Source organism: Parabacteroides sp. AF27-14 (assembly GCF_003635425.1).
GTDB lineage: Bacteria > Bacteroidota > Bacteroidia > Bacteroidales > Tannerellaceae > Parabacteroides > Parabacteroides distasonis.
The window spans coordinates 93,064-116,262 of record NZ_QTLZ01000017.1; the positions used below are offsets into that span (position 1 = coordinate 93,064).

At 48.2% G+C, this 23,199-nt stretch carries 14 protein-coding genes; 9 read left to right on the forward strand and 5 right to left on the reverse strand.

Annotated features, from left to right (window positions below):
• Positions 1-119: 119 nt before the first annotated feature.
• The gene (locus DWY79_RS16245; RefSeq protein WP_122369750.1) at positions 120-2,459 is read right to left on the reverse strand and encodes an ATP-dependent helicase; all 2,340 of its coding nucleotides are present in this window, start codon (positions 2,457-2,459) and stop codon (positions 120-122) included.
• A 121-nt stretch (positions 2,460-2,580) separates the two neighbouring features.
• Here DWY79_RS16245 and DWY79_RS16250 point away from each other — a divergent pair, with 121 nt between their 5' ends.
• A complete protein-coding gene (locus tag DWY79_RS16250) occupies positions 2,581-2,814 on the forward strand; it encodes a hypothetical protein (protein ID WP_005862659.1) in 234 nt (77 codons plus the stop codon).
• Between the two features lie 171 nt (positions 2,815-2,985).
• On the opposite strand, the gene DWY79_RS16255 is transcribed toward DWY79_RS16250, so the two are convergent.
• Entirely contained in the window at positions 2,986-5,199 is a 2,214-nt protein-coding gene (locus DWY79_RS16255; RefSeq protein WP_122369752.1) for an outer membrane beta-barrel family protein, read from the reverse strand.
• Positions 5,200-5,430: 231 nt separating this feature from the next.
• Here DWY79_RS16255 and DWY79_RS16260 point away from each other — a divergent pair, with 231 nt between their 5' ends.
• Together DWY79_RS16260 and DWY79_RS16265 are read left to right on the forward strand one after the other, a co-directional pair.
• Positions 5,431-6,348 carry a helix-turn-helix domain-containing protein gene (locus DWY79_RS16260; protein ID WP_122369754.1) on the forward strand — a complete coding sequence of 306 codons (918 nt, stop codon included), beginning with the start codon at positions 5,431-5,433 and terminating at the stop codon, positions 6,346-6,348.
• Between the two features lie 34 nt (positions 6,349-6,382).
• A complete protein-coding gene (locus DWY79_RS16265) occupies positions 6,383-7,696 on the forward strand; it encodes a hypothetical protein (protein WP_233563995.1) in 1,314 nt (437 codons plus the stop codon).
• Between the two features lie 222 nt (positions 7,697-7,918).
• On the opposite strand, the gene DWY79_RS16270 is transcribed toward DWY79_RS16265, so the two are convergent.
• Together DWY79_RS16270 and DWY79_RS16275 are read right to left on the reverse strand one after the other, a co-directional pair.
• Complete coding sequence (locus DWY79_RS16270) at positions 7,919-8,290, reverse strand: RNA-binding protein (RefSeq protein WP_005862667.1); 372 nt, start codon at positions 8,288-8,290, stop codon at positions 7,919-7,921.
• A gap of 212 nt (positions 8,291-8,502) precedes the next feature.
• Complete coding sequence (locus DWY79_RS16275; RefSeq protein WP_122369756.1) at positions 8,503-14,037, reverse strand: alpha-2-macroglobulin; 5,535 nt, start codon at positions 14,035-14,037, stop codon at positions 8,503-8,505.
• Positions 14,038-14,205: 168 nt separating this feature from the next.
• Between DWY79_RS16275 and DWY79_RS16280 the strand changes: the two genes are divergently transcribed.
• The 3 genes from DWY79_RS16280 to pbpC are packed head-to-tail and all read left to right on the forward strand — an operon-like array spanning position 14,206 to position 18,217.
• Positions 14,206-15,249: a virulence RhuM family protein gene (locus tag DWY79_RS16280; protein ID WP_122369758.1), complete on the forward strand. Its 1,044-nt coding sequence runs from the start codon at positions 14,206-14,208 to the stop codon at positions 15,247-15,249.
• A 12-nt stretch (positions 15,250-15,261) separates the two neighbouring features.
• Positions 15,262-15,699 (forward strand): DUF6078 family protein, encoded by a 438-nt coding sequence (locus DWY79_RS16285; RefSeq protein WP_122369760.1) that lies wholly within the window; start codon positions 15,262-15,264, stop codon positions 15,697-15,699.
• Positions 15,671-18,217 carry a penicillin-binding protein 1C gene (pbpC, locus tag DWY79_RS16290; RefSeq protein ID WP_122369762.1) on the forward strand — a complete coding sequence of 849 codons (2,547 nt, stop codon included), beginning with the start codon at positions 15,671-15,673 and terminating at the stop codon, positions 18,215-18,217. Before DWY79_RS16285 ends, pbpC begins: the two co-directional genes overlap by 29 nt.
• Before the next feature lie 8 nt (positions 18,218-18,225).
• Here the strand turns inward: pbpC and DWY79_RS16295 are convergent, their stop codons facing one another.
• Entirely contained in the window at positions 18,226-19,674 is a 1,449-nt protein-coding gene (locus DWY79_RS16295; protein ID WP_122369764.1) for an alpha-amylase, read from the reverse strand.
• A gap of 105 nt (positions 19,675-19,779) precedes the next feature.
• Between DWY79_RS16295 and DWY79_RS16300 the strand changes: the two genes are divergently transcribed.
• From DWY79_RS16300 to DWY79_RS16310, 3 genes are all read left to right on the forward strand, one after another.
• Positions 19,780-21,546: an alpha-glucosidase gene (locus DWY79_RS16300; RefSeq protein WP_122369766.1), complete on the forward strand. Its 1,767-nt coding sequence runs from the start codon at positions 19,780-19,782 to the stop codon at positions 21,544-21,546.
• 97 nt (positions 21,547-21,643) lie between these two features.
• Positions 21,644-21,895 (forward strand): GlsB/YeaQ/YmgE family stress response membrane protein, encoded by a 252-nt coding sequence (locus DWY79_RS16305; RefSeq protein WP_005857281.1) that lies wholly within the window; start codon positions 21,644-21,646, stop codon positions 21,893-21,895.
• Between the two features lie 191 nt (positions 21,896-22,086).
• Complete coding sequence (locus DWY79_RS16310) at positions 22,087-23,127, forward strand: TQO small subunit DoxD (protein WP_122369768.1); 1,041 nt, start codon at positions 22,087-22,089, stop codon at positions 23,125-23,127.
• Positions 23,128-23,199: the final 72 nt, after the last annotated feature.

Consider the following 23,199-nt stretch of genomic DNA (forward strand, 5'->3'; position numbering starts at 1 on the left):
TCGAAAGCCCATTCGAAAATAAACCTTTCCTTTTCTGCCAATCATTAAAATCCAACGACTTAGCTTCAAAAAGCAGTGTTCGATTCGGCATTCGAAAATGAATTCGAGCAAAAACGCACTTAGCCTAACACGCTGAGTTTGGCAAACTTAAGCAAAAGTCGCCTTTCTCCGAAATTCTTGAAGGCGACCGTCACTTTCGCATCACCTCCCTCACCTTCCATCGAGACGATCTCGCCATCGCCGAAACGGTCGTGATTGACCTTCTGGCCCACCCTCAAAACAGAGGCATCCGTGGCCGGAGCCGCCGAAAAGGACGATTCCATCGTGTTTTTTAACTTCGTAAGATGCCCTTGACGCTGTGCCGCTTGCTTCACCGGCGACACGAAATCATCCTCAACCGCCCTTGGTTGCCGGAATGGAGAGGCAAAAGCCGGGCGCCCGTAGCGTTCACGGGCCGAGGCGAATGCATCTGAAGCGCCGGCATCCGAAGGCATATCCAGATACTTAACGTCTATATCCTTCAAGAAACGGCTGGGCGTACACATATCCGTCTTCCCGTTACGATAGCGGCTCTTCGCATAGCTCAATACGCAATTTTGCTCCGCACGGGTAATCGCCACGTAGAACAAACGACGCTCCTCCTCTACCGCTCTCGGGTTATCTTTCGATAGGGACGAGGGGAATAGGTCTTCCTCCAAGCCTACCACGAAAACATTCGTGAATTCCAATCCCTTGGCGGCATGCACGGTCATCATCGTGACCTTATCGGAGTTTTCCTCTTTATCGTTATCTTGATCGGTGAGCAAGGATACCTCCGCCAAAAAGTCGGACATGGCGACTTGCTCCATGCCCTCCTCACGCCGGATCTCGCAAAACTCGGCGATACCTTTCAGCAACTCCTGCAAGTTCTCTTGCTTGCTCACGCCCTCTACGGAACGGTCTTGAAACAGGTCGGAAACGATGCCGCTACGCTTCACCACCAAGGTAGCCAATTCCTCCGCGGAGAGTTTTTTATTCTCTTCAATGAAAACTTCAATCAAACTACGGAAATCGCTCAGTTTCTTAGCTGTACCATTATTTATCGGTAGCGAATATTCCAAGGGGGCTTGAAGTACGGTCCACAGGCTTACCCCGTATTCGGTAGCGGCGCCGACAAGCTTACCTACCGTCGTATCCCCGATTCCCCGGGTGGGATAATTGATGATTCGCTTCAGGGCCTCCTCATCGTGCGGGTTCACGATCAGGCGGAAGTAAGAGATCACGTCCTTGATCTCTTTCCGCTGGTAAAAAGACAAACCGCCGTAAATCTTGTAAGGGATGCCCCGCTTTCGCAACGCCTCTTCCAAGATACGGGACTGGGCGTTGGTACGATACAAGATAGCGAAATCAGCATACGAGAATTTCCCTAATATCCCGTGCATCTCATTGATTCGGGCGGCTACGGTGTAGCCCTCCTCATAATCGGAGTACGAAGTGAAAACACTCACCTTGCTGCCCGCCTCTTTCTCGGAATAGACCGTTTTGGGTATCTGACGTGTATTCTTGTCGATCAAGCTATTGGCGGCGTTCACGATATTCTGGGTGGAACGGTAATTCCGTTCCAGCTTGAAGATACGGCAACCGGTATAAAGATTCTTGAATTGCAGGATATTATCTATATTAGCGCCTCGGAAGGAATAGATGCTCTGGGCGTCATCCCCTACCACGCAGATATGGCCGTGTCTCTCGCAAAGCCGTTGCACGATCAAGTGTTGGGCGAAGTTCGTATCTTGATACTCATCCACCAATACATACCGGAAGAAGTTCCGGTATTTCTCCAAGACGGCCGGATGATCCCGGAACAGGATATTGGTTTGCAGCAACAAGTCGTCGAAATCCATGGCTCCCGCTTGCAGGCAACGGCTCTGGTAACGTTTGTAGATTTCCCGGAGCAAGGGGACCTTGGCGTTTATATCGCTTTCCACGAGCTCTTTATTTTGCTCGTAGGCCGTATAAGTTATCAAGGAGTTCTTCGCGTTGGAGATCCGGCTCTGCACCATTCCTAGGCGGTACACCTTATCGTCCAATTGCATTTCCTTGATGATGGATTTCAGTAAGCTCTTGGAATCAGTGGCGTCATAAATCGTGAAATTGGAAGGATAACCGATATGCTCCGCCTCGTTCCGTAAAATACGGGAGAAGATGGAATGGAACGTTCCCATCCATAGCCGACGGGCCGTTTGGTCACCGGTGATGGCCGCAATACGCTCTTTCATCTCCCGGGCCGCCTTATTGGTAAAGGTCAGCGCCAAGATACTATAGGGAGGCAATCCCAATTGCAATAAATAAGCGATCTTATAGGTCAGTACCCTTGTCTTACCGGAGCCAGCCCCGGCCACGACCAAGGATGGCCCCTCATTGTAAACCACCGCTTCCCGCTGGCTCTCATTCAGTTGATTCAAATACTCTTCCACATTCATCCGTTTTAGGGATACAAAATTAGGGAAAATAAGCGATTCCACATAAAAAAGTTGGGCAGGTCGCCGATAATATATACATTTGCCTGCATATAATCAGTAGTATTAACCAAAACAAGGGACTATGGGAAATTGGGAGAGACAACAGACAATGAGGAAAGAACGGGACAAGGTCCGAAGGGAGACTTTAGGGAAGTTCTTTTTTGACTTGGCTAAATTAATGTTTACGACGATGGTATTAGGAGAAATGCTCCTATTAGCAAAAGACATCGGCGACATTAATAATTGGGGTATGTTAAATATAGGGATTTTAGGTACTTACCTATTAGCCCGAGTTGGAAATAGAATATTAAAATAATATGATCATGATAAAAGATTTAAATGGATTGACAGTGTTGATGCTCGTTGTTACCATTTTAGCCGCTATCTTCTTAGCTTGGCTTTACACAAAGCCCGGCAAGAAATGGTTGGATGAGTTATGATACCGTAGGTGGTGTGCCATATTGTGGATCATGGCACACCATCTTCTTTATTTAGCGTCCAACAGATCATCATTCCTTATGCTCCTCCCCGCCTTCTTCACGCTCGCTTTTAAATCACCGATCCGGTAGCTAATGGCGATGCCGAAACCACGGCTAAACATACGCTCGGTCTGCCGGATATGAAAGTCCGGATATCGCTCGTTAATCTGTATCGTCTTATGATCTCCCAGAAAATCTTGCGCCCGCAGCGTACAAGTCAATTTATCCTTCAAGAAGCTCTTTACCACACTCAAGCCGTAAAAATAAAAGCCGTACGAGTCCATCCCCACATTCGGCTCGGAACGCACGTATCCACCCGACAGGACAAAACGCCACCCGTACTTAAACTTCTGCGAGAAATCGACAAAAGCAGAGCCACAAAAGCCGGAATTACGCACATCCGTATCGTAAACCTCATTCCCCTCCTGCGCCCGTAAATCCAGATAATGCAACATGCTGTTCAGCGACACGCTTGTCCGGGGCGAAGGATTATAGCTTAGATAAAGGTTTCCTCCCGCTGCTTTCACGTCCACGAGATTATCATACGTACTATTCACCACATTCGCCGAATCAATGAACAGATACTCATCAATCACCCCTTTTCCCAAGGTGCAGAGCACGGAAGCCTGCACATTCAATTTCGTTCCGTAATAACTGTATGACGCCGAAAGACGATGATGTTTCTCCGATACCAATCCCGGATTTCCATACGAGATAGAGGTCCCAGACACGAACACCGTAGGATTCAAATAGCTGATATTCGGGCGACGTAAACGTAAGTTGTAAGCCAAGCGAAACAAATTCCGGTCGTCCAAGCGGAAAGCGGAGGTCCAAGAAGGAACCCAATCCGTTACACGATAATTAAAATCCTTGCCTTCGCCTTGTTTATAAGTCACGTCCTGCCAAGTATGTTCCATACGAATGCCCGGGTTCAAGCTCCATTTACCATACTTAAATCCATATCCCGCATAGGCGGAGCCTATATTCTGCACATGCCGATATTCCACCAAAGGTTGTAAATCAGCGGGTAACCAGACACCCTCACCCAACTCCTTTACCTCCGAAGTAGCGTGGCTCGTACTGTTACGCCGAATCAGCTTCAAACCGCCCTCGATGGAATGCGTACTTGTAAAAGGATTCACGTAATCAAGCTGGGCCGTATGCTCATGGGTGCGGGCATGACTGATTTGCCGGGTATAATCGGCCTCCAGTTGGGGTAACGAGACATTGCCCATCTTGTCCTTATCATGAAACACGCTATAAATATCGTTCGGGATATAATCGTACTGATAGGAAAGCGTTAGCATCTCTTCCTTATTTCGTTTGAATAAACGCTGATAATCCGCTTTTAAGGAGGCGCTACCCCATTCGTTCTTCTTACTCATATCCTCGTTATAAGCATAGATTTCTTCCCCCTCTTTATCAAACCTGCTATAATGGCTATTCCAAATAGAGTTGCTGTTTCCGATATTCAAGTTTCCGGACAAGGAGATCAAATTCAATGTATCGATCTCGAAACTGCCTTCCAGACTTCCATAATGGGCCGGATATTTCACGTCTACGTCCGAGAGCATCCGGAGCTTCGCACCGTCTCCCGACTGAGTACGGAGATAATCCGACTCGCTCTCGGACGATTGTTGGCTAAACATATAATTTCCGGAAAGCGATAATCGGCCATATTTCAGCGTAGCGAAACCACCGACACTCTTAAATAAGTTCATCACCGTAGTGTTTATACTCGCGTTATATCCCTCGAACTCCGCTCCTTTCGTCACGATATTCAAGATTCCGCTGACACCCTCCGCATCGTAACGGGCACCGGGATCTGTTATCACCTCCACTTTCTTGATCATGCTGGCGGGGATACTACGCAAGACCTCCTTGGGATTATTGGAGAACATATTCGAGGGACGCCCGTTCATATAAATCTTAAAACTGGATTGTCCGTTTACCTTCACGTTATCCTCGCCATCCACGGTCACTAGAGGGACTTTCCGCAACATCTCCAGCAAGGTATAGGTTCGGGAATCCGGGTCCTCGGCGATACTGTAAGTAGTCTTATCCGCCTCTGCCTTAATCAAGGGTTTCACGGCGACAATGTTTATCTCGGGCAAGTCCTCGTTCAAATACAATGAATCGGGAGAGACGAGTTGGGCAGTCAACGTCGAGTTCCAGTTTCCCACAAGCCCTATCAAGGCCATCATCATCAGAAATCTTTTCATATCCGTATCTTATTTGATTTGTTTTCGGGCAAAAGTAGAGGCAACAGACAACAACAACGTAAATAATCGCCGGATAAGTAGCTGACATTTCCATGACATTTCCATGACATCCGGTCATTTAGCAGGATTTATGTCTATTTCATCCCGAATCCTATCGAAAAGGATACTTTCCTTCTATAATATTTAGTACCTTCGAGCGTTCTTTTTATGTTAATTCTAATCTAGCGAATAATGAATACACGACTATCGGCCAATCTATCCGTTTTGGGTACCTCCTTAATGCTGATCCTCTCGTTCAGCTTCGGTTTCCATAGTTATACGGAAGCCAAGAAAACGATCGTGACAGACTTGAATCAAGCGTTGCAACAAACGATCCTGCAAAACTCCCACCTATGGATGAGCCAAGATTCCATACGCACCTATGCCAATCTATCCAAGCTTTTCGGCAATCCGGTATCCATAGAAAGTTATAACAAGGACTTTTCCGACGCATTGAGTTATACGCCCGACAAGAAGAAAACGGGAATCGTGATCCACGTACTCAATAAAGATCCTCAAACCGAAAACGCTCCCGCTAATGCCAACAAGAAACTCAACGAATATTATATCGCCAGCGATACGATTATCTGGGCTTCATCCATAGCGAACAGCCCCAATACTGCCACGGATCATATCGGGATCTCATTCCAAGGGTACGCCAATTGCTCCACCCTTGCGGTTATCGGGCTATCGGACAAATCTTTGCCCGGCCTATTCCTCGGGCTTGCCTTTTTATCCGCTACCCTGCCCCTATTGCTCAAACGCTATAGAAAGGAACTGATAACGCCTCAATCTATCCATCCGGAAAAGATCATCTCTTTCGGTAATTTGAACCTTTCTTGTGAAACCGCCTCCTTCTATAAGGAGAATGAGGAGAAACTAAAACTCACCCCTCAGCAATATGCCTTGATGGAGATGTTTTTCCTATCGCCTACGCATATCTTGAACCGCTCGGATATCTGCGAGAGCTTATGGCCGGGAAAGATCAACGCCGACGAGACCTTGAACACCTTGATCCGAAGGCTACGGCCTTTAGTGGAGGAAAACAGTAACCTAAAGATCACGACAGACAGAGGACGAGCTTATGCGCTTGAAATAAAAGAGGAATAAATTTTGTACTCCATTTTTAGAATTTAGCAAAATTATGAAATCACAAAGAATAACAACCCCCAAAATGCTACGCACCATCGAGATAGCAGTAAAGAAGCCGCTTCATACTACACCGTCTATCATCCAATTTTTGCAGCAAAGCAAATCCCAAGTTATGCAGCGTGAGAAAGAATCAGACGTTGTATTACAACGAATGAGGATTGGTTCAGAAATCCCTTTGATAACACTATCAGATGGCGTTGCTATTCGATGGTGGGTCCAAGAAGGGGTTCCGGGAAAATATTCATATAAACCATGGTATTCTAATGTATTTCGTTTCGCTTACACACTTGGCGAACAATACATAAAAGAAGGGAAAGAGTTTAAGGATCCAGCGGATGCCATAAATCATGTTTATATTCAGTTTTTATCTCAAAGAGAAAATGCTTCCCTCGTGTTTCCCGATAAAAAAGAGGCTAGGAAACCGGAGTTAGAACTACGTACATTGTTCATTAAGCAGAAAATGGATAGCCAAGGGTATGTTGTTCTAGATGTAAAAGAACTACAACAGAATGACGGAAAAAACAATCAGGGAGCATTTATTGTCACAGCACTCAATAAAGATGCTATAGCATCCGATAAGCCTGAATGTTTCTTTGTAAAAGTGGTCAGGGAATTAAATAATTTTAAAGATTTGATAAAGAGACAGGAAGGAGTGGAAGCTGCTGATCCCAAAAAGTCAGTACCTCGTATGACTGCTGATCAGTTAAATACTTTTACTTCCTTAAAAGATCATTTTGATGTGGGTGGCAGGGCTATTGGTATCTTTCCGGCTGTCCGTGGCATCACCTTGCTGGATCTGCATCGTAACTGGTTATGTGGTAGAGCTTCTGATGATGCATTGATAAGCGCTTGGCATAATGTAGGAAATGTTTTGTCTCGCTTCCATAACCCTAACTTACAGACATTGCCTTCTTCTACCAGATGCGGAGGTAAGATTTTGGGTGGTAAGGGACTTTATACCCACGGAGATCTAAATCCATCAAATATAATGATAGATGCCGAGCAAGGTTCTGCTATGTTAATTGATATTGATGGAGGTCATAATGATTCAGAATATTCCGGCTTAGGAATAGAACTTACTAATCTATTTGAGGCATTTGATGTAGGTATAAAAAGAACAAAAGGGTATGGGGTGGATGGATGTATAAAGGAGGCTGGGAATATTGCAGAAATGTATAAATTACTGTTAGACAGGTTTGAAAGTGCATATTTGGAACGTATTATAAACAACGAAGTTTTTAAGAGATTTGTGAGAGATGAAATTCAACGTAAGAAAGAAGGGATAGAACGTCTGATTGTGCATTGATAATGCGCTTAGCAAACTGGAAGAAATGTCTTGTCTCACCTCTATATATAGTTATATGTCCTATTTAAGGACAAATCTCCTGTTAAGTTCACACAAGATAAACAAGGAGCCGTATTAAAACTTAAGGAGGGTACTTACGAATATCGATCATGTTGTAAGGATTGATTTCTAACAAAAAGAGCGACCATCTCTGATCGCTCTTTCCTTTTTATCTAGATAGAATTAATATCTTCCACCATCCCGGTTAGAACCATAACCGCCACCTCTGTTAGAGCCATAGCCACCGCCTCTGTTGGAACCGTAGCCGCCACCTCTGTTGTTATTGAAACGACCACCTCTGTCGCCTCTATCCTCTCTAGGTCTGGCTTCTGTTATATTGATGACTTTGCCGTCATAACTTGCTTGGTTTAACTCCTCGATAGCCTTTTTAGCTAGCTCATCATCGCTCAGCTCAACGAAACCGAAGCCTCTTGAACGGCCGGTTTCTCTATCCATAATAACTTTTGCTGAAGTAATCTCACCGTAATCAGCAAATAACTGTCTTAAGTCCTCATCAGAGATGTTGTAACTTAGATTTGAAATGTAAAGATTCATTTTGTAAACTTTAATTAAATGGTTAATTGAGCTGAGTATGTCGACTAAAAAAGTTTACCTAACAAATCAAGTTGTGAGCAAATACTTTCTAATACAAACTTAAATCAATCTCAAATATGCTGCGAATGTAATGGTTTTATTCGAGCATACAACTATAAATCCAATAAATTTCGAAAAAATATAAGGGCGGGGTCTGCCCGCCCCCCACGAAATTAGAATACGGTAACTTCTTGTCCCGCGGTATTCGCACGGATTAAATAATCGTACATCGCCTCGCAATACACCGGAGGCAGGTAGAAGCGGCCCGGGTAGACTGCGCAAAGATTGATCTTCACGGTCACTTGACTGCCTGCCGGCAGACGGTCTATATAACTATAAACACGGTCGTCACGAATATCCTGATAATTCACTCCGGCGCTCAAGCTGTCCGTAGCGGACTCATTCAAGAAACGGGTATTCAGTATTTCCCATCCGGCAGGGAAGATCTCCGATAATACCAAATTATTATATCCCCGGGCCGAAGGGTTCTTTACCGTAACCACGGCGGAGAAATTCGTACCTTGCTCCAATTGGGCGACATTGACCGGACGTCCGTTCAAGTCCACATAGCTAACCGCCAACGAGACACCATTCGCATACGCTTTTTCCTCTCCCTGCTCCGGTATTCCCTCGGTTATGATACGGGCGAAGAGCGTAGATTTACCCGTGTTCTTCAACTCGACGCTCGCCGAGGTCCCCGCCTTATCCAATAAGGTCTCGGACCATATATTCTTATCTGTTTTCACCTGTCCATCCTTTCCGCCACAAGCATACGTGAAATCCATGGCCCCGTCTACCCGATATTTAGCTAGGTAGTCCGACAAGGCAACTAAAGCGAATGCCGTAGATTGTGTGCTCAACCAATCATCCGAAGAAAGCTGTTTGGACAACTCTTCCACCAAAGTAGCGGCCTCCTTGCCTTTATCCAACAAGCAAAGCGTCATTAACTGGATGGATTGATCCCGGACATCACTGCCGAACGTCTCGTCATACTCGGAATAACCGGAAGGAAGAGCCGTCGTCTTACTGATCAAGTCTTGAGCGACATCCTCACGGCCGACCAAGGCATAGGCGGAAGCTAGCGACCAGCGACTCATGGAGGCCAAGTCTTTCATCTCTTTCAAGCGGTTCATGGCACCCATCTCCGGCGACCCGGCCAAAGCCAATACATACAGGCGATAGGCTTGGGTAGTCTCTTCCGAATCCATATAATAAGAGGTAGCCGGCTTCCAATTACGGGCTACCCGGCGTAGATTATTCAATACGCTTTGTTTCATGGCCTCGGGAACCAAGTAGCCTTTCTTCGAGGCTTCCAGCAAGAAATGAGTAGCGTAAACCGTACCCCAGCCATTGCTGCTCGTTCCACCCGGCCAATAGGCGAAAGCCCCATCTACAGTCTGGTAAGAGCGCAGACGGCGGATCACCTCTTTCACGGCCTCCTCCGTGGATTTCGCCTGTTGAGGGGTCAAATCCGTAAACGAGGAGATATAAAGCTGCGGGAATCCTTTCGAGGTGATCTGTTCCAGACATCCGTGCGGATAACCCAACAAATAAGATAGACGTGAGGATAAGTTCACGGGGGCGATATCCGACACTTCTAAAGTCAACTGGTTCGTACCCGTGGCACCCGGCATCGCAACCGTCTTTTTCCAAGACTTGCCGGCCTCCAAGGTAGCGGCGCTAACTTTCACTTGCGGGCGGCGTACCGTACGGATCTCCAGTTCCGTCTCATAAACGGATTTATCCCCTTTACCCGTAGCGGTTATCGTTACCTTCCCGATACCCGGGTTCTTCTTCACCCGGATACGGAACGAGGCTTGCTGATCCCCTTTCCGCTCGAAGCTCAAGCTCCTCGTCGCCTCGCCGACCACTTCCATATTCGAGCTGCAAGCGATAGATACATTCACGGCCCCTACGCCATCCTCGGTAGCGAATACCGTAGCGGGTACTACCATCTCCTCGCCCACGCCGATCACCCGGGGCAAGGTTCCTAGCAGCATTACGGGCTTACGTACCATCACGCTCTTATCGGCATGTCCATAAGCCTCCCCGTTTCCGGCTACCACCATGATCTTGACACGCCCGTTATAATTCGGCATCTGATAGGTATGCCGGGCGGTCTTCCCCTTCTTCAGCAAGAACGGGCCGTCAAATCGCACCACGGGCTTGAAGCGGTTCACGATCGCTTTCGGGCCTTTGTTCAGCGCATCGTCGCCGCCGATACTGAACAATTGCTCGATACGGCCGCCGTAAGCGCCAACCACGTAGTTATACAAATCCCATGTATTCACGCCCAACGCTTCCCGCGCGTTAAACGCCTTCCAAGGCTCCGGCGTACGGAAACGGGTCAGGTCCAGCAAGCCCTCATCCACGATCGCCAGCGTATAAGCCATCTCCTTTCCATTCTTCTCGAAGACGGAGACGGTATAAGAGGCATCCGGTTTCAGCTCGGCGGGAGATTGGATGACCGGAGTCAGATGGCTCTCCGGAGAAGTTACCGTGAACGGGACCACACCATACAAGCGGATCGGCAAATCGTTCTTCGTGATGCCATGAGGCTGCAAAAGGGTGATATAGACGTAAGCGTTCGGCTGCATATCTTTCGTCACATCCAGTCTCACGGTCGTTTGTTTATCCTCGCACGTATGTTCCGTCAAGGAAAGGACACGCACGCCGTTCTCTATACTGATAATCGCACGGCTTCCTTTCGTAGAGGGGAAGGTGACTACCATCTTCTCGCCGGGCGTATAACTATCCTTATCGATCTTGAAACTAAGCATCGTGGCGGACTCGCTGCCATCGGTGTTACGTCGGCCCTCATTATAAGGCCAGTCGAAATAACTCATCACTCCCGTAGAGTGCTTGCTCTCCTTATCTTTCACGGAGATGAAATACGTTCCCCACTCCTTATCCGGGAAAGAGAGCTGGAACGTACCCCGACCGGCCCCATCCGTACGGACGGTAAATGTCTTTACCGGCTTATTGTAGGAATCCGATACGTAATTGGCCAGACCGCTACTGTTGGAGTCCCACCACCAATACCAATAGACCTTATATACTTTCACGTCTAATTCCGTATTCGCTTGCGGTTTCCCTAAATAATCAACAGAAGCGACCTCGTAGGTGTAATTGGTTCCGGTATTTAGTTGTTCCTTATCTTTCTGCGGAGATTTGATACCGGCATACCGGCGATAAGGCGAGTAAAGCATCCGGTCCGCGTCGATACTGAAATCGCCGGATTCCTCATAGACCCGGGTCACTAGGTTTGCCAGCAACATTCCGGGAGCGGTAGAACCCAGCTCGAAGCGGGCTTGTACCGTGGCATCGCCCCGCTCATTGGTAACGCCGGAGATCAACTTGCTCTCTTCCGTATTAAATACACGGGAAGGATCGTCGAAATAGAAACCCTTATAGCCCTCGAAGGTAGTCGGGGTGGCGATAAAGGTACCTTGTATATCGTATTTCAAGTTACGGGCGATAGCTCCTTGCAGCCATTCCACATGCAGGCGGGCATCCATAGGCTCACCACGCAACAAGGTCTTCTCCGGCATGGATAAGGCGATCTTCAGGCGGTTTGGCTTGATGGACTCGATGCGTAAGCGCTTCGAGAAAGAGACCCCACCCACTTGCGCCTTCACATTCCACGCACCCGTGGGGGCATCCGCCTCGGTAACGAAATCGAAGACATAAAGCCCCAGCTCGCCACGGGTCTGCGTCTTACGGGCATACATTTGCCCTAACGGGTTGTACAGCTCCATCACCACCGGATGCTCTGCCGGCAATTGCTTCGCCCGGTCGTTCAGCATAAAGCCCAGATGCAACGTATCACCCGGACGCCATACGCCTCGCTCACCATAAATAAAGCCCTTGATCCCTTTCTGGACTACCTCGCCCGATACATCGAACGAACTGAGCGAGAGAGCCGATCCGTTATCCACCCGCAGATAGGAACGTTGGGTTCCCTGTGAGGCGATCAGGTAGAACGGACGTCCCGAGGAGAGATCCAGCCGTACCTGTCCCTTGTCATCGGTCGTGCCCGAGGCCAACGCTTGGTGTTGGTAATTATAGGCGGTAACCGTAACTCCTCGCTCCGGCTCCGTATTCTGTATATTATGCACCAACACGGTCATATCATTATCCTGCCCCATCAAGGCGACCAGTCCCAAATTGGTAGCCAAGATATTCTTTCCCTCTACCTTATTAAAGTAATAACTATCCGAGCAAGGATCGTTCCATTCTTTCCAATTATAACTAGACCAATCGTATTGACGGTAATAATACGCTCCCTCGTCAAAACGGGCGGACTCTTCCTTGAAACGGATCTCGTCCGAGGCCAATATCTGCTCCTTCGAGATCTTCACCGTATCATTCCCGCAAGGATAGGCCGACAAAGGCCGGTCAAACGAAAGCTCCAGACGGTAGATAGCGCCCGGTTCCGGCTCGATCAACCGCTTTAAATCGACCGCGAACGTATTCCACCGGGACAGGTCAAGACCCTCCTCATCCAAGAAGATCGTCTTACGGGCGATCAAGCGCCCGACACGCATTAACTCCCCGGACTCATCCAAGTTGTTCGATTGCAGGAACTGACCGATATTCTGCTCCAATATCTTGATAACGCTCACCGTAACCCCTCGCAAATAAATCGCTTGGAAAGGAACGGATAATTGCGTGGATTGCGGGATGATCACTCCTTTCCCGATAAAACGGACGCCGGGTTTCTGCTCATCTAGGATTATTTGACGCACGACAGCCTCTTTCAGGTTCAAGCCGCTCTTGCTGCGGATGCCTTGGTTCAGGTGGATATTCATCACGCCCTTTTGCCACAAATCGGCATCCGGATATAGGCGTAGCTTGTTTCCGTCCACGGTTACGGTCTCCGACGTATTCTCGGCGATAAAGGCCAAGCCTCTCATATCCTGGCCCACATCCAATAACTTCGTGAAAGCGACCTCCACGTAACGCTCCGGCTCGGACACATACGTCACGTCGTACACCGAGAAATCATTCTGATCCGGAACGCTCACTGTCACGACATCGGCCTTTTCCACGCCTAGTTTATTAGAAGATACGGAAAGCTTGAGTGTCCGTTCCCCCTCCATCCCGGCGGAGACATTGAGTAAGGTCACCTCATGTTTCTTCCCATCCGGGCTGTGTTGCCAAGTAGCGTCTACCTTCTCCGAGAAATCCACCAACGACTCCACGGTCTCCGGAGATTCCTTATCCGGCGTGAAAAGCACGGCGGTCAGATCGTACCCATTCTCGTTTTTCTTGTTGATATCCATCGATTCCAGATTCCCCCGAAGGGCTAAAGGGAGCGTGGTAAAACCAAAAGCGAACCACTTATCCTTACCTTGTGCCTCAAACCATTCGGACAAATCGGCTTTCACTTGATAAGAGGTGTTTCGCTCAAAGCCTTTCTCCGGCTTGAATACCAACGTCCGGTTATTCTCGAAAGCCCATTTCCCCGGCACATCGGGCTTGAGGCGCACGAGTTTCCCCAATCGGTCCGCCTTTAATCGATCCGCCGGGATCTCTTGATTAAAGATCAGGTAAACGGGAGAATACCGGGAAATCTTCCCGGTAGTAAACGCCTCTACATTCGGATTATAAGGGGGGAGATCTTGATCCGTGGAGCTTGTCGTATGACAACTTGTCAAGATAGACAAGAGACAAAATACGCAGAATAAACCGATAGACCGTATCATACACATGAATGTTTAAATGGTTAATCCACAAATGTACATAAATAGAAGGATTTCTCTCCTATACTTTCAGACAAACTGATAATTTTCGTACATTTGTCTTAAATATGGAGCGACCAGTATGCCACCAAAGAAGTACAGGAGTCGCTAAACAAGAGGAAAGAAAAGTATATGGCGAAGAAATTCGAAATTCGAAATAGCACGGCGGAATTCCTTATCTTCATGCTAGAAGGCAAGGAAGATGGCATACAGGTAATGTATCATAACGAAACCATCTGGTGCACGCAGAAAGCGATGTCTACCCTGTTTGACTGCTCTACAGACAATATCGGATTACACCTAAAGAACATCTTTACATCCGGTGAATTACGGAAAGATTCAACTACCGAGTTTTTCTCGGTAGTTCAAATCGAGGGCGGACGGCAAGTATCCCGAAAAACATTGTTTTATAACCTTGATGCGATCATTTCTGTCGGTTATCGTGTAAACAGCGTTCGTGCTACACAATTTCGCCAATGGTGCACATCGGTCATCCGTCAATTCGCTATCCGTGGTTATGTGATAGACAAGAAGCGTATGGAGAACGGCTCTTTCATCGGTGAAGATTATTTTGAACATCTACTAGCCGAGATACGGGAGATACGGTTAAGCGAGCGTCACTTTTACCAAAAGTTGACCGATATCTATGCTACCGCTATTGACTATAATCGTGACGCACCAACCACCCGCCTCTTTTTCCAAAAGGTACAAAATAAGATACATTATGCCGTACACGGTCATACCGCCGCCGAGTTAATCGTGAACCGAGCCAACTCGGAAAAAGAACATATGGGACTGACCACATGGGAAAATGCGCCTAAAGGGAAGATCGTAAAAACAGATGTGGCCATTGCCAAGAACTACCTTAACGAGATGGAGTTGGACGACATGGGACATTTAGTCAACGCAGTTCTGGATATGGCAGAGCGCATGGCTAAACGACATATACCCATGACCATGGAAGACTGGGCAAAACGTATCGACCTGATACTCGAAGCCGGAGATAATGACTTATTGACCAACGCCGGCAAGGTGACAGCCGAATTAGCCAAAGCTTTCGCAGAAGCCGAGTTCGAGAAGTATCGGGTCATTCAAGACCGTCTCTTCCAATCGGATTTTGACCGTTTCGATAGCGAGACCTTGTTCCCGACAGATTTCAATCCCGATAATACATAAAATAACAAGATCATGACCAAGAAACTACACAAGGAAATCCCCATCGACTACGCCGTCTGCCAGCAACAAGATTGCCCTCGGGCCGGAAAGTGCCTGCACCAGATCGCCTACCGGCCGCTCATCGAACAACCGGCAACCGTATTACGGCTGCTGAACCCCACCCTCTGTACCCGGGATGAGGCTTGCCCCTACTTCCGAGACTCCGCTCCCGTCACCTACGCGCGGGGCTTCACCGGGATGCAGAGCCGGATGTTCCCGGCGCAATACCAGCAATTCATGTCGATACTCATGTCCCATTTCGGACGTAACCCCTACTTCGAGCGGCGAAGGGGCGAATTTCCACTCTCACCTAAAGAGCAAAGGATCGTGCTAAACGCCTTGCGAAGGGTCGGAGTGACGGAAGAGCTAAGGTTCGATCATTATGAGGAGAGTGTCAATTGGTATGATTGAGGCAGTACTCCTTATAAAGTACCGCAATACTCAGCCGGACAGTACCGCAGTACTTCGTAAGGAGTACCGCAGTACTTTGCGCACAGTACTACAGTACTTCCTACGGAGTACTGGCAGATGCCTCAGCCATCTATCCAAGTCGCTATTACCGAGGCCGGGACGAGTGCCATGGCGCCTCCTCGCATCCCTCTTGGGGATCGGCGTGACGGCGTGGTGTATCCTGTATGGCATCGTGCCCCGGCAATTATTTCCCGCCCCCTGCTCTACCTTATTATATTCGGCCGAGGGCGAGCTTTTAGGCGCACGTATCGCACCGGACGGGCAATGGCGTTTCCCGGCGGCGGATAGCTTGCCCGACAGATTCGTGGATTGCTTGCTCACGTACGAGGACAAACGGTTCTTTTACCATCCCGGGATAGACCCCGCCGCCATCGTCCGGGCGATCCGCTTGAACGGGAAAGCGGGGCGTGTGGTGAGCGGAGGAAGTACCTTGACCATGCAATTGGCACGCATAGCGAGAGGGAACCAAGACCGGACCTTCTACGAGAAAACGATCGAGATGTGCTGGGCGCTCTTTCTGGAAACCACCTATAGCAAACAAGAGATACTGAACCTCTATGCCTCGCACGCTCCCTTCGGGGGAAACGTAATCGGGCTGGAGACCGCCGCATGGCGTTATTTCGGACGAAGCGCCTCCGAGCTATCGTGGGCCGAGAGCGCCACGCTCGCGGTTCTTCCTAACTCCCCCGCCTTGATCCACCCCGGGAGAAACCGGAAACAACTGAAGGAGAAGCGGGATCGCTTATTGGCTTCCCTTCAAAAGAAAGGTGTATTGGAAGAGACCGAATACGAGCTGGCCTGCATGGAGCCACTTCCCGAAGCCCCTCTCCCTTTACCTAATGATGCCCCGCACCTGTTAGAAAGACTGGCCGCGGAACAACCGGGGCAACGCATCCAAACCTCCGTCCGCCAAGCCCTGCAACGGCAGACACAGGCCCTCGTAAACCGTTATGCCCGTGAATACAGTTCCAACCATATCCATAATCTGGCGGCGATCGTAGCGGACGTGGAGACCGGGGAGGTATTGGCCTACGCCGGAAACGCTACCTATCCGGCCGACGAGCGGCGGGGGAACCAAGTGGATATCATCACCTCGCCCCGCAGCACGGGAAGCATCCTCAAGCCCTTCCTGTATGCCGGTATGCTGCACGACGGGCTGTTGCTCCCCTCCATGCTGGTATCGGACGTGCCCTTGAATATAAATGGCTTCTCCCCCCATAATTACAACAAGACATTCTACGGGGCGGTACCGGCCCATGTAGCCATAGAGCGCTCCTTGAACGTGCCCTTGGTACGTATGCTCTCCCAGTATAATACCGGACGCTTTATGTCTTTACTGAAATCGTGGGGAATGACTACCTTACGTTTCTCCGAGGAACATTACGGGGCCTCCTTGATCTTGGGAGGGGCCGAGGGAACCTTATGGGATCTTTCCGGTATGTATGCCTCCATGTCTCGTGTGCTTAAACATTACCGTACTTACAACGGACGCTATAATCCGGCGGACATCCATCCGCTGACTCCCTTTCCTGCGGAGAGGAAGGAACCCATCCGTTCCCTTACCGATAGCCGGCTCACCGATAAGGCGCTCCTTTCCTCCGCGGCCCTGTGGTACACGTTCGAGGCGATGTCCGCCCTGAACCGTCCCGAGGAAGAGGCCGACTGGCAACAATTCGAGTCGATGAAACGGATCGCGTGGAAGACCGGGACGAGTTACGGGGGACGAGACGCTTGGGCGATCGGCACGACTCCCCGCTACGTCGTCGGCGTATGGGCCGGTAACGCTTCCGGCGAGGGCCGTCCAGGACTTACGGGTGTCGGCAACGCCGCCCCGGTCCTTTTCGATCTCTTTTCCCTATTGCCCGGTAGCGAATGGTTCGACCTGCCCTACGATGAGACGCTTCCCCTGGCGATCTGCCGGAACAGCGGACATAAAGCCTCGCCCTACTGCGAGCAAACGGACACCTTATACATGCCGCTGTCCGGCAATAACACGGGGATTTGCCCCTACCATAAGCTCGTGCATCTATCGGCGGACGGACGGTACAGGGTCAATAGTTCCTGCGAGTCTGTCGACCGGATGATCAGCCGCCCGTGGTTCGTGCTTCCTCCCGCGCAGGAGTATTACTACCGCAACTATCACATCGATTATATCCCGCTCCCTCCGGTAAAACCCGGCTGCGGGCAAGACCTGAACCGCCAGATCGAACTGATCTATCCCGAGCATAACGCCATTCTCTACCTTCCGAAAGGCTTCTCCGGAAAGTCCGAGAAATTTATCTTCAAGGCCGCCCACGCCCGCCGTGACGCTACGATTTACTGGCATCTGGACGAAAGCTATCTGGGAGAGACCACCGAGAATCACCAGATCAGTTGCTCCGTGAGCCAAGGAAAACATCTCCTTACCCTCATCGACAACGAGGGGAACCAGAAGAAAATACAATTCGAGGTCAAGTAAAGCATCCGTTAAGCCTTGACCTTGCCCCAAACAGCCAATTTGCCTCCCTTGACAAGGAAACAGCCTTTCCCTTCCTCATCAATCGTCACGGTATCTTTTACCGAGCCTGTGATCTCATGCCATACCTCGCCTTTCCGGTTCTCCCCCACAGACATTGTTTTCTCTCCATCTTCCCCGTTCGAGATAACCAACGCCAAGCCCGAATCAGCATGTCCCGGATCTCCCAAGCGTACGAAGCCGATCGTGTTCGGATGATCAAAATAATCCACCTCTTCCCCGTACGCATATTCTTTCCGGGTACGCAATAGCATATCCAATACCTTACGATGGGGAGATTTCTTCCCTTTTACGCCATAATAATCCCCATAAAAGATACACGGATACCCTTTCTTCATCAACAGGATCAAACCGTAGGCGGAAGGTTTGAACCAATCCTTCACCTGCGACTCCAAAGAACTGTTTTTCTGGGAATCATGGTTATCCACGAAGGTGACGGCTTGATCCGGGCATATCTCGACCAAGGTCCCTTTTAATAGATCGCGTAAATCATAGTCACGACCTTTCTCGGAAGCCTCATTCAAGTTATAATGTAAGGCTACGTCAAACAAATCCACGTTATATTCTACTTGCGACAGGTAAGCCTCCAACGATTCGGTATCGTTTTTCCAATATTCCCCGACAGCGTAGAAGCCCTCTCCCCGATCCGCTCTCACCGCCTCCAGAAAATGCTTGATAAACTGGTCGTTCATATGCTTGATCGCATCGAGTCGCATACCGTCCAAGTTTAGTTCGTTCGATACCCAGATCCCCCATTCCTGCATCTCACGCACGACTTCAGGGTTATCGAAATCCAGATCGGCGAACATGAGATAGTCGTAATTTCCATTCTCATCATCGACTCCCTCACTCCAATGTTTTCCCTCTCCCAAAATCTGGAATATACCTTCCTTCTTGCGGGACACATCATAGTCCGTCCCGGAGAAATGAAACCAATGCCATTTAAAATTAGAATACATATTGCCACGCCCCGGGAAGTCGAAGCCAGTCCATCCCTCTATCTCATGGGGTTCGCTGGTAGCGTTTTCCCGTTGCCCAGGATCTACCTCTTGCGCCATAAACCACTCGGTATAATCGGCTCCCGCCTTATGGTTCATCACGGCATCCAGATATACGCCAATCTGGTTCCGGTGAAGTTCCTCGATCATTTCTTGAAGTTCCTGTTTAGTTCCATACTTGGTGCGTATGGTCCCTTTTTGGTCGAACTCCCCCAAATCATATAGATCATAGGTTCCATACCCCTCGTCCGCTTGCTCATGGCCTTTGTACGCGGGTGGGATCCATACGGCGCTGATCCCGATCTCATGTAAATGCGAGGCGTCATCCTTCAGCCGTTTCCACAGCATTCCATCGTTCGGCAGATTCCATTCGAAATACTGCATCATTACTCCATTTTCCATATGTTTCTTCTATTTGTTGATAAAACAACACTTCCCAAGCGTCATAAGTTGCTGAAACTAACCACCACATCCTTTTGTTATAGTAAAAAACTAAAGAATAATAAGATGGATTCAAAGCATGTTACAGAGAGTACGTCCGGTCAAGAGGACATTCAAAAGACTTGGTGGAAAGAAGCGATTATATACCAAATCTATCCCCGTAGCTTTCAGGACAGCGATGACGACGGAATCGGTGACTTAAACGGTATCACCTCCCGCTTGGATTATATACAAAGCTTGGGTGTGGATATCATCTGGTTAAACCCGATCTTTCTCTCTCCCAACGATGATAATGGTTACGACATCAGCGACTATCGGGAAATCATGAGAGAATTCGGTACGATGGAAGATTTCGACCGCCTCCTGAAAGAGATTCATAAACGGGAGATGCGACTGGTACTGGACTTGGTAGTAAACCATACCAGCGACGAGCATCCTTGGTTCGAGGAAGCCCGTAAATCCAGACATAATCCCTATTATAATTATTACCATTGGTGGCCGGCCGAGAAAGGTGAGCCTCCCTTGCGCCTCAGCTATTTCGACGAGGAAGGCAACGCTTGGATGTATAACAAGCCAACCGACTCGTATTACCTGCATTATTTCTCCCGGAAACAACCCGACTTAAATTGGGAGAACCCGGAGGTACGCCAAGAGATTTTCGATATGATGCGCTTCTGGTTCGATAAAGGGATAGACGGTTTTCGCATGGATTCCATCTCTCTTATCGCCAAAGATCCCTCATTCCCTCTCATAGATTCCAAGAAATATCCGGATATCTTTTCTTTCTATGCCAAAGAGCCTCGCCTGCACCTCTATCTTCACGAGATGAATCGGCAGGTATTAAGCAAATACGATTGTATGAGTGTTGGAGAAGGTTCGGCCGTGATGGTAGATGATGTCGCTAAATTTGTCGATCCGGCCCGGGAAGAGTTGAATATGCTTTATCATTTCGACGCCGCCCGCATCCGGAATACAACCCTACCGGACAATCCGGAATCCGGTATAGACTATAGCTTGATCGCCCTAAAGAAGATGTTTACGGAATGGGATAAGGCGGTAGATAAGGGTTGGCCCTCGATCTACTTGGGTAATCATGACCAGCCCCGTATGGTCAGTCGCTTTGGTAGCGATAAGGATGAGTTCAGGGCCTTGTCCACCAAGATGCTTATTACTTTTCTGCTTACGATGAGAGGAACGCCTTATTGGTTCGCCGGGGACGAGATAGGTATGCGTAACATTCGGTTCGACCGTATCGAGGATTATAACGATATCGATACGATCAACCGCTATAAGAAAGCGAAAGCAGAGGGTAAAGATCCGCAGGCGGTATTGGACGAACAGAAAGAGACCGGACGAGACAACGCCCGCACTCCTTTCCAATGGGATCGCTCGCCGGAAGCGGGATTTACGGCAGGAACCCCTTGGTTAAAGGTAAATCCGGATTATACTTGGATAAACGTAGCGGACGAAGAAAAAGATCCGACCTCCATACTTAATTATTTTAAGAAAGTAGTCAGCTTCCGTAAGGAGAATCCGAGTTTGATTTATGGCAGTTATCATTTGCTGGATGCGGAGAATCCCCAATCCTATACCTTCTTACGCAAGACTGGGGCCGACACTTATCTGATTATGCTCAATTTCTCCCCCAAGGCGGCAATCTCCACTCCGGGGATAGATATGAGTAACGCACACGTCCTATTGGATAATTACGGGGACCGAAGTCATATGGCGCCTCAAAAAGATATCACGCTCCGTCCTTTCGAAGCGATTGTCTTTCAATTGAACCATCCCGTCTATAAATCCTTCATCGATTCGCTAGATCTTTTGGAATGATTCGTTAAAAAGAGGTACAAAGCGCAACTAAAGACTTTTCGGATGTGTTTAAATACAAAGCATCAGAACTTTTTAATAAAATATAAAACTATTCGTTATGGGATTTATTTGGTCTATTATCATCGGTATCGTTGCCGGCTATCTGGCTGGTAAGATCATGCGTGGAGGAGGTTTCGGGGTCATTGTTAATTTGATCCTAGGTATTATTGGAGGTGTATTGGGTGGCTGGGTATTCAGCTTACTAGGCATATCGGCCGGTGGTATCTTAGGGAGCTTGATAACCTCTACGGTCGGAGCTATTTTGTTATTATGGATCGGCTCGCTATTCAACAAATCCAAAGAGGTTTAAGAAGGCTTGTCCAATTGTTAAACGACTGTATAAATATATCAACAAGCCTATAAAATTCAAGGATTCTATAGGTTTGTTGTCTTTTTCATTAAAAGAATGTTATCCTTCCCATCCCTTCATCCTTTTCATCTGTTTCTTTTTTGAGGGAGTATTTTTACGCTAGCTACATAAATCGAAAAAAGAATCATACTATGGCTTATCAAGAGAGTAAACAGAATATGCTAAGGGCATATTCAATCGCCGGGCTATTTACCTTATCCTTGCGTCTGGTAGTAGGTTGGACTTACTTCTCCGCATTTTGGAGACGGGTCGTTTTGGAAAACAAGTTAATCCCGGATACCGTAGGGTATATCGGCGAGAAGTTTAATCATTTTCTTCCGAACGCTTTCGGGATAAAACCGATTATCGAATATCTAGTCAATAACCCCGATCACCTATGGTGGGCTATGGTTATTTTTACGATTATAGAAGGTATCGTCGGTTTGTTTTTCATATTGGGATTCTTTACCCGGTTGATGAGCGTAGGCGTCTTGAGTCTAGCGACAGGTATACTACTCGGCTCCGGTTGGTTAGGAACGACCTGTGTGGATGAGTGGCAAATCGGTATCTTAGGAGTGGCGGCAGGTTTCACCTTATTTATGACAGGCGGAGGCCCGTATTCGCTCGACTCGTATTTAAGGCCGAAGATGCCTTGGTTATATGGCCACAGATGGACCAACTGGATAACCTCCGGCTTTTTACCCCTGTCTGAAAGCTCACTAAAAAAGACCTCTGTCTGCGGAGCGGTTCTTATCGTATTTCTATCCTTACTTACCAACCAAGTATTTCATGGCGGTGTCTGGGGAACCTTACATAATAAATCCGTAAAGCCTAAAATCGAGATTTCCGACGCTAGCATCGATAACGATAAATTATATTTAACGGTTTACCGAGTTGAGGGAGTGGATGTCTACGGCTCTTTCCTTATCGGATTAACGCTAAAAGACGAGCAGGGAAACATTGTTCTAAATAAGGACGGAGAGCAACTCTCCCATTTTTCTCAAAAAGACATTCATAATAAGTATGTGGCGAAAGTACAACCGGGGAAACATAGTCTCGTAATTCCCTTAGGAAGTAAGGCGGAATTGACGTTAAGCGATCCGGTCATCGCCACTCTTCCCAAAGGTTCATATCAAGTCCTATTAACGGATATAAGCGGGATTACATGGCAACAAGATCTCACGAAACTTTAGTTACGGCATAATATAATGTAAAGGGGCTGTCCAAAAAGTGTGACAGCCCCTTTTTGCTATTGTTTATTTCAG